This window comes from Haladaptatus sp. R4, assembly GCF_001625445.1.
GTDB lineage: Archaea > Halobacteriota > Halobacteria > Halobacteriales > Haladaptataceae > Haladaptatus.
In genome coordinates this window covers 157,661-171,277 of sequence record NZ_LWHG01000029.1, presented here as the reverse complement: position 1 = coordinate 171,277, position 13,617 = coordinate 157,661, and the positions used below count along the sequence as shown (strand labels likewise).

15 protein-coding genes are annotated in these 13,617 nt (G+C 58.0%); 11 read left to right on the top strand and 4 right to left on the bottom strand.

What is annotated here, in order from left to right:
• Window positions 1-433 precede the first annotated feature (433 nt).
• Window positions 434-1,228 (bottom strand): winged helix-turn-helix domain-containing protein, encoded by a 795-nt coding sequence (locus A4G99_RS18530; protein WP_066147024.1) that lies wholly within the window; start codon window positions 1,226-1,228, stop codon window positions 434-436.
• A gap of 229 nt (window positions 1,229-1,457) precedes the next feature.
• On the opposite strand from A4G99_RS18530, the gene A4G99_RS18525 reads away from it, so the two are divergent.
• Window positions 1,458-2,459, top strand: coding sequence for a DMT family transporter (locus A4G99_RS18525; protein ID WP_066147022.1), 1,002 nt, complete (start codon window positions 1,458-1,460; stop codon window positions 2,457-2,459).
• Window positions 2,460-2,559: 100 nt separating this feature from the next.
• Here the strand turns inward: A4G99_RS18525 and A4G99_RS18520 are convergent, their stop codons facing one another.
• Window positions 2,560-2,979, bottom strand: a complete 420-nt coding sequence (locus A4G99_RS18520; protein WP_066147020.1) for a disulfide bond formation protein B — start codon at window positions 2,977-2,979, stop codon at window positions 2,560-2,562.
• Window positions 2,980-3,327: 348 nt separating this feature from the next.
• On the opposite strand from A4G99_RS18520, the gene A4G99_RS18515 reads away from it, so the two are divergent.
• The 9 genes from A4G99_RS18515 (at window position 3,328) to A4G99_RS18475 (ending at window position 11,778) form a co-directional block, all read left to right on the top strand.
• Window positions 3,328-3,558 carry a ribbon-helix-helix domain-containing protein gene (locus A4G99_RS18515; RefSeq protein WP_066147018.1) on the top strand — a complete coding sequence of 77 codons (231 nt, stop codon included), beginning with the start codon at window positions 3,328-3,330 and terminating at the stop codon, window positions 3,556-3,558.
• Window positions 3,559-4,154: 596 nt separating this feature from the next.
• Window positions 4,155-5,195 carry a cation:proton antiporter gene (locus A4G99_RS18510; protein WP_066147016.1) on the top strand — a complete coding sequence of 347 codons (1,041 nt, stop codon included), beginning with the start codon at window positions 4,155-4,157 and terminating at the stop codon, window positions 5,193-5,195.
• Window positions 5,147-5,332, top strand: coding sequence for a hypothetical protein (locus A4G99_RS18505; protein ID WP_066147015.1), 186 nt, complete (start codon window positions 5,147-5,149; stop codon window positions 5,330-5,332). Before A4G99_RS18510 ends, A4G99_RS18505 begins: the two co-directional genes overlap by 49 nt.
• A gap of 108 nt (window positions 5,333-5,440) precedes the next feature.
• Window positions 5,441-6,037, top strand: a complete 597-nt coding sequence (locus tag A4G99_RS18500) for a hypothetical protein (RefSeq protein WP_223301986.1) — start codon at window positions 5,441-5,443, stop codon at window positions 6,035-6,037.
• Window positions 6,034-6,696: a hypothetical protein gene (locus A4G99_RS18495; RefSeq protein WP_066147013.1), complete on the top strand. Its 663-nt coding sequence runs from the start codon at window positions 6,034-6,036 to the stop codon at window positions 6,694-6,696. The genes A4G99_RS18500 and A4G99_RS18495 overlap by 4 nt, the downstream gene beginning before the upstream one ends.
• A gap of 77 nt (window positions 6,697-6,773) precedes the next feature.
• Window positions 6,774-7,856: a Gfo/Idh/MocA family protein gene (locus A4G99_RS18490; protein ID WP_066147011.1), complete on the top strand. Its 1,083-nt coding sequence runs from the start codon at window positions 6,774-6,776 to the stop codon at window positions 7,854-7,856.
• 644 nt (window positions 7,857-8,500) lie between these two features.
• Window positions 8,501-8,791, top strand: coding sequence for a HalOD1 output domain-containing protein (locus tag A4G99_RS18485; RefSeq protein ID WP_150123156.1), 291 nt, complete (start codon window positions 8,501-8,503; stop codon window positions 8,789-8,791).
• A 101-nt stretch (window positions 8,792-8,892) separates the two neighbouring features.
• The gene (locus tag A4G99_RS18480) at window positions 8,893-11,367 is read left to right on the top strand and encodes a PAS domain S-box protein (protein ID WP_066147008.1); all 2,475 of its coding nucleotides are present in this window, start codon (window positions 8,893-8,895) and stop codon (window positions 11,365-11,367) included.
• 60 nt (window positions 11,368-11,427) lie between these two features.
• Window positions 11,428-11,778, top strand: a complete 351-nt coding sequence (locus A4G99_RS18475; RefSeq protein ID WP_066147005.1) for a hypothetical protein — start codon at window positions 11,428-11,430, stop codon at window positions 11,776-11,778.
• A 118-nt stretch (window positions 11,779-11,896) separates the two neighbouring features.
• On the opposite strand, the gene A4G99_RS18470 is transcribed toward A4G99_RS18475, so the two are convergent.
• Window positions 11,897-12,466, bottom strand: a complete 570-nt coding sequence (locus A4G99_RS18470) for a hypothetical protein (protein ID WP_190303808.1) — start codon at window positions 12,464-12,466, stop codon at window positions 11,897-11,899.
• A gap of 149 nt (window positions 12,467-12,615) precedes the next feature.
• Window positions 12,616-13,020 (bottom strand): CBS domain-containing protein, encoded by a 405-nt coding sequence (locus tag A4G99_RS18465; RefSeq protein ID WP_066147003.1) that lies wholly within the window; start codon window positions 13,018-13,020, stop codon window positions 12,616-12,618.
• Between the two features lie 163 nt (window positions 13,021-13,183).
• Between A4G99_RS18465 and A4G99_RS18460 the strand changes: the two genes are divergently transcribed.
• Complete coding sequence (locus A4G99_RS18460; RefSeq protein WP_066147001.1) at window positions 13,184-13,600, top strand: DUF5518 domain-containing protein; 417 nt, start codon at window positions 13,184-13,186, stop codon at window positions 13,598-13,600.
• Window positions 13,601-13,617 lie beyond the last annotated feature (17 nt).

Here is a 13,617-nt window from a genome sequence, read left to right as displayed (position 1 = left end):
TCCCTTTCGAAGGGACCGAATAGCAGCGAACAGGTTCGGTTTGAGTCCGTACGCAGCGGCGGGACGTATCGTGGCGACGAATATCCGATTTCCGAACCGACGCCCGGTCGAACGACCGAACTCGTCGAAAATCGGACGGACGATCACGGTCGAATTACGCGCATCCATCCACGAATTTTGTTCTTCCTGTCGGACATTATTCCGCCGACGAACCCCGATTCGACTCATGCCGGGACGATCGACGGCACTAGCCGACGTTCTTCGACCACGTCCCCGAGGAAAACGAGGTATTGGCGGTCCATAGGACGACGTAGTGGATGCCTGTGGTGCGCTCGAACCTCCGTCGGTTCTCTCGCGGGTCCAGGAACGTTCCACTCGAATCGGCCCTTTCCAAGCACTGTGGAAGTACGGAGTGGGAGCTGAATCCGGCGAATTACTCGGAGAGCGTTTCCGCATCGACCGGTGACGAGCGCTGCCAGTATTCCTCGAATTTTCCACGCGCCCACGAGAGGACCGCCTCGTCGTCCGTGTCCAACGCCGCACGAAGGAAATCGTCCTGATCGCGTAACAGGAGGTGCGTGACGTCGTCGGTAATCGTCACCGCAAACGGAATCTCCCCGTCGTACAGACGGATTTCGGCATCCCCGGACTCGACGAGGTCACGCAGTTGCTCCCGTAACGCCGAATCGTGTGCGATCATGGCGAGCGCATCCTCGGACAGTACCCCTTCGAACGTCTGTGGTCCGTCCAGTACCCGTTGCCGAATCACACCGAGGCTCTGTTCGTTGAACGCGTACGAGAACAACTGGACGTGGCTGGAGCGATGGAGGAGTTCGAGCACTCGCTGAACCGGCGCGCCCGGTTTCGTTTGACTCGGCGTCGTGATCGTCGCGTCCGACAGGTGTCGGAGATCGAAGTCCATCGCCTCGGTGGGTAACCAATCGACTACCTCTCGCAGTTTGAGCTCCGTCTCGACGGTTTCCAACAGGTCCACGAACGCCTCCGCGACGAGTTGACCGGTCGCCGTGGTGGTGTATCTGCGACCATCGTACGTTATCCATCCCCGTTCCTGCAGGTCGCGAAGGATACGTCCGAGCGTCGGTTGGGACGCGGTCAGTTGCGCTTCGAGTTCGCGTCGCGTGTACGAATTATCGCACAACGTATCGAGAACAGTAACGCGATTACTCGACAACGCGAGGAATTCGATCTCGTCGAGTGCGGAGTCCATAGCAACCCCATTTCTCCCGACGCGTATAGCTGTTTTCACACCGTGAATTTTATTCACGGTATGAACGCTCCACACGGAGTAGTTGTTCTTCCACTGTATGAATCTATTTCTGGACAAGTTCATACGGATATGCGTCTTCGTTAGAGTGAAGAACGATGTCTACCGGAATTCAATTTGAGATACTCAAGAAAAGTGTGGCTCCGTTTCGTCACTGGAGGTGTCGGTAGGGATGGGACGGAGTCGCTACCACCTCCTCGGTTTCTTCCTCGCCGCGAGCGCCTTCTTCGGCGGAACCTTCGTCGCGGCGAAAGCCGGGTTGAACTACTTCCCGCCGTTGTTGTTCGTCGCGTTTCGGTTCGACATCGGAACGGCGCTGTTGCTGACCTACGTGTTGTTCGCGTTTTCACGGGAGGAGTGGCTCCCCCGTACGCGCTCGGATTTCGCCGGTATCCTCGCCGCTGGCGTGTTCACGGTCGGCTTGACGAACGCGTTCATCTTTCTGGGACAGCAGTACACGTCGAGCGGGGTCGGGTCGATCATCTACAGTCTCAACCCGATTCTGACTCCCGCCCTCGCGGCCGTACTGCTATCGGACGAGGACCTCACCCGCGTCGGTGCCGGTGGGTTGGCGCTCGGATTCGTCGGCGTCGCGCTCGTGGTCGACATCGACCCCGCTCACGTGCTGGACGGTGCCGTTATCGGGAAGGGAATCCTCCTCGGTGCCGCGGTCTGTGGTGCGCTCGGAAGCGTTCTGATTCGGCGAGCGGGTTCCTCCCTCGGCAGTACCGTTCGCACCGCATGGGCACTCCCGGTCGCCGCGCTCCTCTGCCATACATTGAGTTTCGCCGCCGGTGAACAACCGGCCGCAATCGCGTGGACGCCGACCGCGTTCGCTGCGCTCGGTTACGTCGGCGTCTTCTCGGGCGCGCTCGCGTTCATCGCGTACTTCGGCCTGCTGGACGAGGTCGGGGCGATTCGGGGGAACTTGATTTTCTACCTCGTTCCCATCGTGGCCACGCTCGGCGGATGGGCACTTCTGGGCGAAGCGATCTCGGCACGGACGGTCGTCGGATTCTTCACGATCTTCCTCGGGTTCTCGATACTCGGGCACCGCGTGATCGGAGCGGAAGTCTCCCGAATTCGGAACCGGGTCGCGACGACGCTCGATCCGGCGTCGAAGCCAGTGGCGACGCGCGTCAACGAGACGTCGAGTTGGGGCGAGCAGGATTGAGGGCGAAGAACGAAAATTCGAACCGAGGCGACCATAACCCCGAATCAGTGCCGAACCTGTCCCCGTCTACTTTCATTCGGTTACACGATCCGACTATCGGTTATTTCGACCATCGCGCGATCACGAACAGTACCGCGGTGATCAAGACGAACGCGGTCAACGAGAGGTTCGGGACCGTTATCCCGCCGATTCGATACTGCACGATGCCGCAACTGATCTGGCCGACGGAACAGGCCGTCGGAGCCCCCGTGTACTGTATCCACGAGTGGTACCCCGCGATCAAAACGCCGCCGACCGCGAGTGGGAACGCGGTCCGGTAGACGAGCGGTCGCCCCTCGATCGTCGCGACACCGAGTATGACCACGAGCGGATACATCAGGATCCGTTGGTACCAGCACAGTTCGCAGGGAACGAGTCCGAGGCCGAAACTCAGCCAGAGACTTCCGCCAGTTGCGACTGCTGCGATGATCGTCCCCACCGCCAGCCATCGTCGGCTATCGATCGTTGTAACGTGTCTCATTGGTTTAGCTAACTGACTCGGTAACTGCCTCCAACGCGGTCACCGTTCGTGATTGGTGTGGGTATCGAAGCCCGAAGGGTGGTATCGAAGACGATGGGGTTCCCGGTTCGACCACCATGTGCCCGTACGCAGTGGTCGGCGAAACCCCACAGACTGCGCACATGACACGGGAACCCAATCGGTCATACACCTACGTACGTAAGCGGGGTATGCTAAATGTTCGCTTCTTTGCACGCGAGCATCGTTCTAGCTCGTCGAAACGAATCGACCGCGTCCCGGATCACGCCAACCGGAGGCAAAGAGAGCGGAGACCAGAGAATTCATTTGCCCTCGATTATGAGTGGGCGTATGGTCACATTCGAAGTATCCCTCCCCGACCGTATCGACTCCGATATCGATCGACTCGTCGACCAAGGTGATTTCCTGAATCGAGAGCAAGCGATCGAAGAACTCATCACGCTCGGCGTGTCGGCTCACGCACCTGCTAACGAAGTCGACGAAGAAATGGCTGAGAGCCTCTTTACCCAGGCCGTCGACGACCAACAGGACCCGGCCAGTTACCAGGACGAGCCCCTCTAGTTCGCTAGTTCGAGATAGCGACCGACCTCGTTTCGGGTCGTGTTCTACCGCTGCGGACTTCCGTGGCGGATTCCGTGCACACGATTCGAACAGGGATCATGCGGTATCGAGAATAATAGGTGGCTCAGGTAGAATAGACGGCTCAGGTGAAATTTGTGAATTGGGTCGAATTGTATACCTCGGTAGCGTCGTTCGGGTAGAAGAAATCCCGTAGAAGGAACCGAATTCGGTCCGTCGTCCGGCAGTAGTGTCGAATTCGGGACCTCTCCCAACGATGATTTTTCGGAACCGGTCGAAAGTTACCGTGACAGTAGTATTTTATACTCACCAGAGATGTGTAGTTACCGTTGCTAGAATCGCTAAACTTCGGACATGAGATCCGCATCTCGACGGTGGAGACAGGCCGCAGTTCGTACACTGCGAGGGCCCCGATCCTCCTCAAGAGCAGCTGGGTTGCACACGGGGCGCACGTTGCTCACGACGAGTCCCGACAGATTTCCGATTGATTTAGTTATGTTCAGTCAGAATAGACTTCGTGGTATCGACGAAGGGAACCCGATGACCCGACAGTCTACCCATCGAGTTGTTGCACACTAATGTCACTATCATTTCATTTCGTTCTCGTTCTCGCGCTCGTCTATGGAACGAGTCTGGTTTTCAAATCGCTGACCGAGTACAACGTTCCGATATTGGCGGTCGAGATGTTGGCCGGGATACTGTTCGGCTCGATATTCGACATCGTCAATCCATCGATGCCCGGGTTCGAATTCTTCACCGCGCTCGCGGCGTTCGGACTCCTCATGATCATGTTCGACGCCGGTTTGGAACTCGATCCGGACACGATCCGACGGAATCCACAACAGATCGCGGAGCTAGCCGTGTTCACGTTTTTGCTCCCGTTCGTCTCCGGATTTGCCCTCGCACGGGTGCTCGGACTCAACCTCTTCGCGTCGTTTCTGACCGGCGTCACCATCTCGACGACGTCGCTCGGCCTCATCTATCCACTCGTCGAGGACTTCTCGCTCCTCCAGAGCGATACCGGGCAGACGATTCTCTCCGTCGCGGTGATGAACGACTTGTTATCCGTCGCGGCACTGGCATACGGAATCACCTTGATCACCGCCCCGAAGCCGGTGATCGGCGTCATCCTCGTGACGATTGCGCTGTTCGTGTTCTTCATCGGCCTGCCGTTCTTGCTCGAAGACTATCTCTCGAACACGCTTCAGGAGGGAATGTTCGAAAATCCGGTGAAAGTGGGCGTCTTCCTCATGGTCACGCTGGCGTACTGCATGGAACTCATCGGTATTCACGCGATTCTCGGCGCGTTCTTCGCCGGGCTTCTCGTCGCGGTGATCACGCACGAGGGCCACTCCATTCAAAACTCGATGAAGCCGGTCTCGGACCTGGTGACCCCCGTATTCTTCTTTTACGTCGGGCTGAATTTCGATCTCGAAAGCTTCTCGTCGCGAGCCCGCTTCTGCTCGCCGGAATCCTCGTCTTGGGAATCGGATCGAAAGTGGTCGGTTCGGTGGCAGGTGGGTGGTTCGTCGGTCTCGAACAGGAAACCGTCGCGCTCCTCGCGTCGGCGATGCCGGGTCGTCTCAGTATCAGCGTTGCCGCGGCGGAGATCGGCCTGACACGCGGCATCATCTCCGAAGGTCTCTACAACGCGTTCCTGATCCTGTCCGTCGTCTCCGTCTTCCTGGCGATCCTTTCGTTCCGGTACTTCGTCTTGCGGGACTCGGAGATGGAGTTACCCAGACAAGTGTTGTAACCGCTCGAAACGATTCCCGCCAACAGATAAGTCGATCCGTGTCGTTCTATACGGGGGATACCGCAGGTCGCTACGGCCAGCGTTCGTGGTCTCTATGGGGGATACGGGATGAGTCAAACACTTCCGGAAACGTGGTTTATCAAGGACACACGAGTGAACGCGATGATCGCATGGGCGCTCGCAATCGTTCTCGTCGCACTCGCAATCGTGAGCTTCCTGAACGTTCTGTTGGTCGAAACGGTGATGGCCGCGATTGCGGCGTTCGTCGCCATCTCGCCCGCCGTCGTCTTTCGATCGTGGACTCGGACGGTTCCGTGGCCACTGCTGCTCATCGCGTCGTTGCCGCTGTTCGTCGCGACGGCGCGGCCGGAGTTCTTCGGCGAAATCGTGACCGGGATCAGTGTCGCGACCCTCGCGATGCTCGTCGTCGTCGCGCTCGAATTGACGACGACGGTTCGAATGACGCCACAGTTCGCGGTCTTCTTCACCGTCATCGTGACGCTCGCGACCGCCGGATTCTGGGCGGTGGGATCCGCGGCTTCGGCGACGTACCTCGGGACGACGTTCATCAAAACGAACACCGAACTCATGACCATCTTCACGGCGACGCTCATCGCGGGTATCGTCGCTGGCGTGCTGTTCTGGTTGTACTTTCGGCGTCAACTCGCTGCGAACGCCGACCGATCACGGGGGAGTAGCACGTGAGTTTTCACTCGCCCGTTCACGTTTCGGAACGCCGGGAAGTTCAGTTGGTTCGGTTCCTCCAGGCGGCGATGGTCGTAATCCTACTGATCGGCTTGTGGCAGGGGAACGCCGGTATCGTCGTGAACTCCGGTATCGGTTTGCTCGTCACGTTCCTCCCCGCGTTCTTCGAGCGAAATTACCGTGTCACGATGAACGGGGGAATCGTGCTCTGGATCTCCGTCGCCATGTTTCTACACGCGTTCGGGACGCTATCGGTGCCCGCCTTGGGTTTCATCAGCCCGTACAAGTCGACGTGGTGGTGGGATCACATGACGCACGCACTGTCCTCCTCGCTCGTCGCCGGTGTCGCGTACGCCGTGACGCGAGCGCTGGAAGAACACACGGAGTACATCGTGATGCCACCCCGGTTCATGTTCGTCTATCTCCTGTTGTTCGTCATGGCGTTCGGCGTCATCTGGGAACTCATCGAGTTCTACGTCGGCGTCGTATCGAGCCTCGTCGGCGTCGGGAAAGTCCTCACCCAGTACGGACTGGACGATACGATCTTGGACCTGTTCTACAACACGATCGGCGGATTGCTCGTCGCGACCTTCGGAACCGCCCACCTGTCCGATCTATCCGACCAGTTACGGGCGCGGATGGACTCCACGAACCGATAGGTGATTTTTCCGTCGCGGGTTCCACTCCGTCGTCCTCTCAAAACCATAATATCGATACGGGACGACGAAACGATCAAATGGAGAACGATGCGCCCTCGATCGGCATCCTCGGCCTCGAAACGCACGGAACGAACTACGCCGAGGTACTGACCGCATTGGACTGTCCTCCCGTCTGTGGCGCGGATGCTGATCCGACCGCTCGTCGCGAGTTCCGGGAACGATTCGGTGCCACGACCTACGAGAACCTTTCGGACCTCCTCGAAGCCGATCTCGATGCCGTCATCGTTTGTACTCCCACGAAGTTCCACGAACCGACGGCGACGGCCGCGTTGGAACACGGACTCGACGTCTTTCTGGAGACCCCGCTCAGCCACGACTTGGAATCCGCGGAGAACATCGCCGCGGTCGCCGAGGAAACCGACAACATCTGTATGGTCGGCTTCTACGAGCGGTTTCGAAACATCTGTGACGTCACGAAATCGTACATCGAGGAGGGATACTTCGGGGAGATAATTCACATCCACGGGAAGTTCGTCAGGCGGCGCGGCGTTCCGGGCCGAGGGACGTGGTACACCTCGAAGGACATCGCTGGCGGCGGTGCTCTCATGGACATCGGCGGGCATCTCCTCGACCTCCTGTTGTACTTCCTGGAGTGGCCCGAACTCTCCGATATCATGGCGACGTCCCGCTCGGATTTCGGCCATCACAAGGACTATTCGTACATTTACATGTGGGGGGACGACGGGGACGCGAAGATGTACGACGTCGAGGATTCGGTGACCGCGTTCTGTCAGTTCGATACGGATACGACCGCGACGATCGAAGTCGCGTGGGCGACGAACTCCGAATCCGAACACTCCTACACCATTCGTGGGACCGAAGCGGGTGCCTTCCTCGATCTCACGGACACGTTGCCCGAGGTCGAACCGGTCCCGGATCGACGGAACCATCTCGAACTGTACGAAGCGCGAAGCAATGGCACCGACCACTTCGTGAACTCGGACGTCGTCGCCCCATCGAACTACGCCTATCACGACGAGTTACGCATGTTTATCGACGCCGTTAGATCCGGCGACCGACCGGAGGCGAACAATATTCACCAGGGTCTCGCAGTCCAACGCATTATCGACGAAATCTATCGGGCCGGTACCGACGACTGAGTGTCCTTTCCGACGGCTGTTCGGTCGTCGATTACTTCCGGTTTCTCCTTCGGGAGCGTGGAATACAACTGAATTGCCGACCACGCTCGGTGAAATCGATACCTTCTCGGAACGTATTGACACGTGTTACCTATTTGCGTATGTGGGTTACTACAATTGATTTTTGTGCTACCGGAACGCGTTTTATCCCCCCGCCGAATGGTACAGGTGCACTCTCACCACTTGCCAGGGCGTTTCCCAAAGTCAGTTATGCGACGCTGCCTTGTGCGACGCTGCCGCACTCGGCTAGTGGTGAGGGTTTTGCGGTAAAACCGTTCTTCGAGGAGTGAATATTGGTGGTACGACTATCGGCGATGAAACTGTGAGTGGAAGTGGAGCGGTTATTTTCGGAAGACATCCATTCACTCACGGGTCGATTAGAAACCAGTCAGGAACCGGTTCGGAGCGGTTGAAACGGTCAGGAACCCGTCGAACCGACCGAGGAATCGCGTTCGATATTCCGATGCATAATGTTGGACATTGTCGGACAGGGATATCCAATTAATTTCTTAATAGTGGCTCCTGTCTACCGACTCGTCAAGGGCAGTAGACACAATAATTCCTTGCGATGTCAGGGTAACTGTTCTTGTGAGAGGAGGATCCAGATGGACACAACAGAATCCGGGATGGAATCGTCGAAGAAAAACGCGGCTCGCTTCTTGAGCACCCGAATTCTCACCGCGATTGCGGAGCGAGACGACCGATCGATAGACGACCTTCGACCGTTGTACGAGGTGATCGATCCGGACGCACTCGACGCGCTCTTTGCACCGCGAATGGACGGATCACTACGGGAGGGTGGCTACGTCTCGTTTCCGTATGCGGGATACGTGGTAACTGTATCAAGTGACGGTGTCGTCGAAATCGATCCCGAGGGCGATCAGCCCGGCGGTTGAGTGCCACAATCGGTGTTTCTCGGACTCCACAATCATCCAAACTATTATAGCGGTTCTCGCTCTTTCCCCCACCGAACGTTGCTACGACATCACATATCGCCATGACTCATCAACCCGATCACGATCACGATCCCAATACCGATCCCGAGGAGTCCGCAACCCGATTCCGTCGTAATGGCCCTTTCTTTCGTGATCTCGTCGAACATTCACTCGATGGGTTCCTTACGTTCGATCCGGGCGGTACCATCGTATTCTCGAATCACGCGGCCGAACGTCTATTCGGATGGACCGAGGGCGAACTCGTCGGTGAGTCGGTCACCCGACTGTTTCCAAAACGGTTCCGTGATGCCTATTTGGAATCCCTTCACCGACACGTGCGCGACGGTTCGGGGTCGCCCGATAACGAGTACGTCGAACGAATCGGACTCCGGAAGGACGGTTCCGAGTTCCCCCTCGCGTTCTCGTTCTACGAACACGAACACGATGGACGCCGACTCCTCACGGCGATCATCCGTGATATTTCGGAGCGAAAGCAACGGGAACGGGAACTGGAGAACACCAAGGAGAAGTACGAGCGACTCGTCGAAGCGGCCCCGGACGCGATTTTCATTGCGGACACGGAAACCGGGACGATCGAAGACGCGAATCGAGCGGCGGCGACGCTCATGGGGAAGTCACAGGACGAACTCTGCGGGATGCATCTGGCGGACCTGCACCCGGAAAAACAGTCGGAGCAGTATGCGACACGACTTCACGAGTACTCAGAGAACGGCGGCGATAACGGGGACGCGACGGGCACCAGCGGACACGAACGGACCCGGCATATCGTCCGCGATGATGGAACCCACATTCCCGTCGAGGTCAGTACGGGCGTCACCGACCTCGCCGACAAAACGGTCGTCCAGGGAATCTTCAGGGACGTCTCCGGCCGACAGGAGCGTAAAGAAGAGCTCCGACGGGAACGTGATCTCACCGAACGAATTCTCGAAACGAGCCCGATCGCGATCGGCGTTTTCACACCGGATAGACGGCTCGTTCGGGCGAACGAACAGGTCGCCGAGATTCTCGGTGAACCCATCGAGCAGTTGTTGTCCCGTCCGTCACTGGACGATTTCACTCTGTACGATTCCGAGAACCGGCCGGTCGATCCTCGGGACGCTATCATGGCGGAAGTCATCGAAACCGGCTCCGCGGTGTACGATTACGAAGCGATTCTCGAACGAGCGGACGGCGAGCGACTGTGGGTTTCGTTGAGCGCTGCTCCACTCCAGTCCCCCGACGGTGAACTCGAATATCTCGTCCTGGTCGGGGAAGATATCTCCGAACGGAAGGAACGTGAAGCGGCCCTCGAACGCCACCGTGATCATCTCGATACGCTCAATCGGATCAACCGCCTCATCCGTGAGATCAATCAGACGCTCGTTCGAACGACGACGCGGGAGGAAATCGAGACCAGCGTCTGTGAACGACTCGCCGAGTCCGACCTCTATCAGGGCGCATTCATCGGCGAACGCTCGTTACCAAGTGGCGCCATCGAGCCCCGGACGGGGGCGAACCTCGATGCGAACTATTTTGATCTCCTCACCGAGACGGATACGGTCGAAACGAGTACCGGCGGTGCTGCCGAAGCGATCAGTACACAGGAACCCCAACTGATCACGTCGATCCAGTCCGACCCTCGATTCCCCGATTCGTTACGGGACGAAGCGCTGTCCCGCGGATTTCGCTCCGTGCTTTGTATCCCGCTCGTGTATCGGGAGACGACGTACGGTGTGTTGGTTCTCCATGCGTCTCGTTCCGACGCATTCAGCGAACGGGAACGCGCCGTCTTTCAAGAACTGGGTAGGACCATCGGCCACGCGATTCACGCCGCGGAGAGTAAGAAGCTACTCCACACGGATAGCCGCTATGAACTCACGTTCGATCTCACCGAGACGACCGCGTTCTTCGTCACTGCATCCGCCGACTTGCAGTGTTCGATCACGCTCGAAGACCTCGTACCTTCGACGGACCGGGAACTGCTCTACTATATCTCGTTGGAGAACGCACCGGTCGACGCGTTTCTCGAAATGACGCGTCAGCAATCGATCGTGAAAAAGGCCCGCTGTATCAGGGAGGAACAGGAGCAGAGCTTCCTCGAAATCGTGTTCGTTGGCGCATCGACCTCCCCACAGGTTCTCATCGAACGGGGTGCCCGTATCAAACACGCGAAGGTTATCGAAGGGAGGGGATCGATCGTTGCGGAAGCCCCGGCGGATGCTGATGTCCGTGTACTCACGGACGCCGTGCAATCGATCTATCCAAATGCTCGGCTGACGACGAAACGGGAGGTAAAACGGTCCCTCTCTTCCTTCGGTAGACGCCAGATGCACCTCACGGACCAGTTGACCGACCGGCAACAGGCCGCCTTGACCGCGGCATACAATGCCGGGTTTTTCGAGTGGCCGCGTGAGAGCACCGGTGAAGCGGTCGCAGATTCGTTCGGCGTATCGGCACCGACGTTCCACCAGCATCTCAGAGCGAGCGAGCGAAAACTGTTGCAGATGCTCTTCGAAGAAACGGACACGATGGAGTAGCACGTCATTCCTAACTGTTTAGGGCCCCCGTTTTTTGAGAGGGCTACTCAATCACTGCTCATGAGTACGCATCAATCGACCAGTTCGGATCACCTCACAAAAGCTCAGGTCATCGGCCTGTTACAGCATCGACACCGCCGTGCGGTCATTGCCTTCCTCAAGCGAGAACGGACCGGTCGTGCCCGCTTCGATGACCTCGTCGAATACGTTCTTTCCACGAGCCCACGGGAGGAATCGTCGGCCGACCGGCGCCAACCGGTCAAAATCGGGTTGCTTCACAATCACCTACCGAGATTAGCGGATGCCGGACTGCTCGAATACGACCGACGGAGCGAAACGGTACGGTATTGGGGTGATTCTCGGTTCGAACCCTTCCTCGAAACCGTTTCCACCGACGAATTCCCGCAGTAGTCTTTCCTCCACAGTCCCGCCTCGACTCGCGTCCTCCGCTGGTCACAACGCACGATAGCGGTACTGAAAAAGGCCGAAATTACCGATTATCCGAATTTGGCGTCCGAAACTCCCCCGATCAGGCTTTTGCTTCGTGTGATCCACGTCGGCCGCCGGAGTACGCCGACCACCACAGAATTATCGCCGCGATGACGAGGGCGACGAGGTCGAACAGGGAAACGACGAGGTGAATCGCGACGAGCGTTTGCGACGGGTCCGGGACACCCGTGAGGACACCCAGATAGGCTTCCAGCGGAAGCACTGCCGTGGCGGCGGTGAGGCTCCACCGTGTGATGGTGAATTCCTTGACGCGCCACCACGCGAGTCCCGTCGCGACGAGCATCAGCACTCCGGTGACGAACGCCGTCGCCCGGTGGAACCATTCGGCGAGAATCTGTCCATGGGTGTACGTTTGGGAGAGTGATCCGGGGGTGTGAAGCAGGGGAATGTAACTCCCTGCACACTTCGGGAACCCACCGCCACAGGCCATCCATCCTCGAAGCGCGACGGAGTACGTCGCTGCACCCATCAGAATGAACATCCCGATCAGCGAGATAGTAACGAGGTATCGGAGTACGGTTCGTTCGGTCGTCGCCCGGCCGTCATCGCCGAACGACTCCCCTGTCGTGTCCGATCCGCTGTCTGTCATGGCTTACGGGGTAATTCGGCTCTTCGTCGTATAACTCCCTCGAAACACCGACGTCGAACCCTCATAACCGTGTTTATAATTTCTCCCAGCGGTAACTATTCTCATGCCTTCCGTGTCGTGTACGAGCGTCCTCGACGGTACGCGTTCGACTACGAGGGACTCGGTGTCTGAACGCGGGACAGATACGCCGTGAGATCCGTCGTGGAAATCATTCCGATAACCCCTTCCGTTTCATCCACCACAGGCATGTGGTGAATTCCGTGCGTGATCATACGATCGGAAACATCGCGGATCGAGTCCTGTGCCGTCGCAGTCATGACGTCGGTCGACATGTACTCGGATACCGGCGTCTCGTCCTTGGGTTGCCGTTCGGCAACGATTCGAACGAAGTCGGTGGTCGTCAGAATTCCCAGCAGATGGTTCTCGTCATCGACGACGATAACCGAACCGATCCCGCTCTCGATCATCTCCTGTGCTGCCTCTTCGACGAGCGTGTCGGGTGATGCGGTGTGGAGGGTCGTCGTCATTAGCTGACCGACGAAAATATCGTCCATACACGTAGTCTTTTTCGAATATTGATAAAAGTTGTCGCTACTCACGCTCCTTGCCGACTTTCTCCCCTTCGCCAATCGTGCGACACCGTTCGACTGCGAACCTCGTTCGAGGATACCCCGATCCAGCCAAAGACATATACGGGATAGCAGTGCATTAGTGTTAATGGTTGGCAAACCGGTCTACCTCGGAGCGTCACTCACCGCAGTGATCAGTACGCTCGCGGGGATTCTCGGTGGCAGTGGCGCGCTCGCCCCGTGGGGAATCGTCGGTGGACTCGTCGCGGGATGGACCGCAGAAACGGTCTCGGACGGACTATACGACGGTGCGCTCGCCGGACTCTTCGGTGCCGTCGCGACCGTGATACTCATGGGTGTCTTCAGCGCGGTAAGTACCGCGCTTACTGCCGCGAACGTCGGCATCGCTGGCTTCGTCGGTGCATACACGTCCACCGTCATCGCCGTGATGATCGTTCCTACGTTTGCGGTGGAAGGGATGATCATCGGTCCACTCACCCGGTACGCGAAAACCACGCTCCAGCGACGGCCCTCGAACGGTAGCGGCAAGGTGGAGGAAACGTGATCGCGGAGATCGGTTGA

Bases quoted from the DNA above. Each gene is read 5' to 3' on its own strand.
- A4G99_RS18470 (WP_190303808.1), bottom strand. From the start codon at position 12,466: ATGACAGACAGCGGATCGGACACGACAGGGGAGTCGTTCGGCGATGAC.
- A4G99_RS18505 (WP_066147015.1), top strand. From the start codon at position 5,147: ATGCCGGGTCGTCTCAGTATCAGCGTTGCCGCGGCGGAGATCGGCCTG.
- A4G99_RS18490 (WP_066147011.1), top strand. From the start codon at position 6,774: ATGGAGAACGATGCGCCCTCGATCGGCATCCTCGGCCTCGAAACGCAC.
- A4G99_RS18510 (WP_066147016.1), top strand. From the start codon at position 4,155: ATGTCACTATCATTTCATTTCGTTCTCGTTCTCGCGCTCGTCTATGGA.
- A4G99_RS18460 (WP_066147001.1), top strand. From the start codon at position 13,184: ATGGTTGGCAAACCGGTCTACCTCGGAGCGTCACTCACCGCAGTGATC.
- A4G99_RS18485 (WP_150123156.1), top strand. From the start codon at position 8,501: ATGGACACAACAGAATCCGGGATGGAATCGTCGAAGAAAAACGCGGCT.
- A4G99_RS18530 (WP_066147024.1), bottom strand. From the start codon at position 1,228: ATGGACTCCGCACTCGACGAGATCGAATTCCTCGCGTTGTCGAGTAAT.
- A4G99_RS18475 (WP_066147005.1), top strand. From the start codon at position 11,428: ATGAGTACGCATCAATCGACCAGTTCGGATCACCTCACAAAAGCTCAG.
- A4G99_RS18515 (WP_066147018.1), top strand. From the start codon at position 3,328: ATGGTCACATTCGAAGTATCCCTCCCCGACCGTATCGACTCCGATATC.
- A4G99_RS18480 (WP_066147008.1), top strand. From the start codon at position 8,893: ATGACTCATCAACCCGATCACGATCACGATCCCAATACCGATCCCGAG.
- A4G99_RS18500 (WP_223301986.1), top strand. From the start codon at position 5,441: ATGAGTCAAACACTTCCGGAAACGTGGTTTATCAAGGACACACGAGTG.
- A4G99_RS18520 (WP_066147020.1), bottom strand. From the start codon at position 2,979: ATGAGACACGTTACAACGATCGATAGCCGACGATGGCTGGCGGTGGGG.
- A4G99_RS18465 (WP_066147003.1), bottom strand. From the start codon at position 13,020: ATGGACGATATTTTCGTCGGTCAGCTAATGACGACGACCCTCCACACC.
- A4G99_RS18525 (WP_066147022.1), top strand. From the start codon at position 1,458: ATGGGACGGAGTCGCTACCACCTCCTCGGTTTCTTCCTCGCCGCGAGC.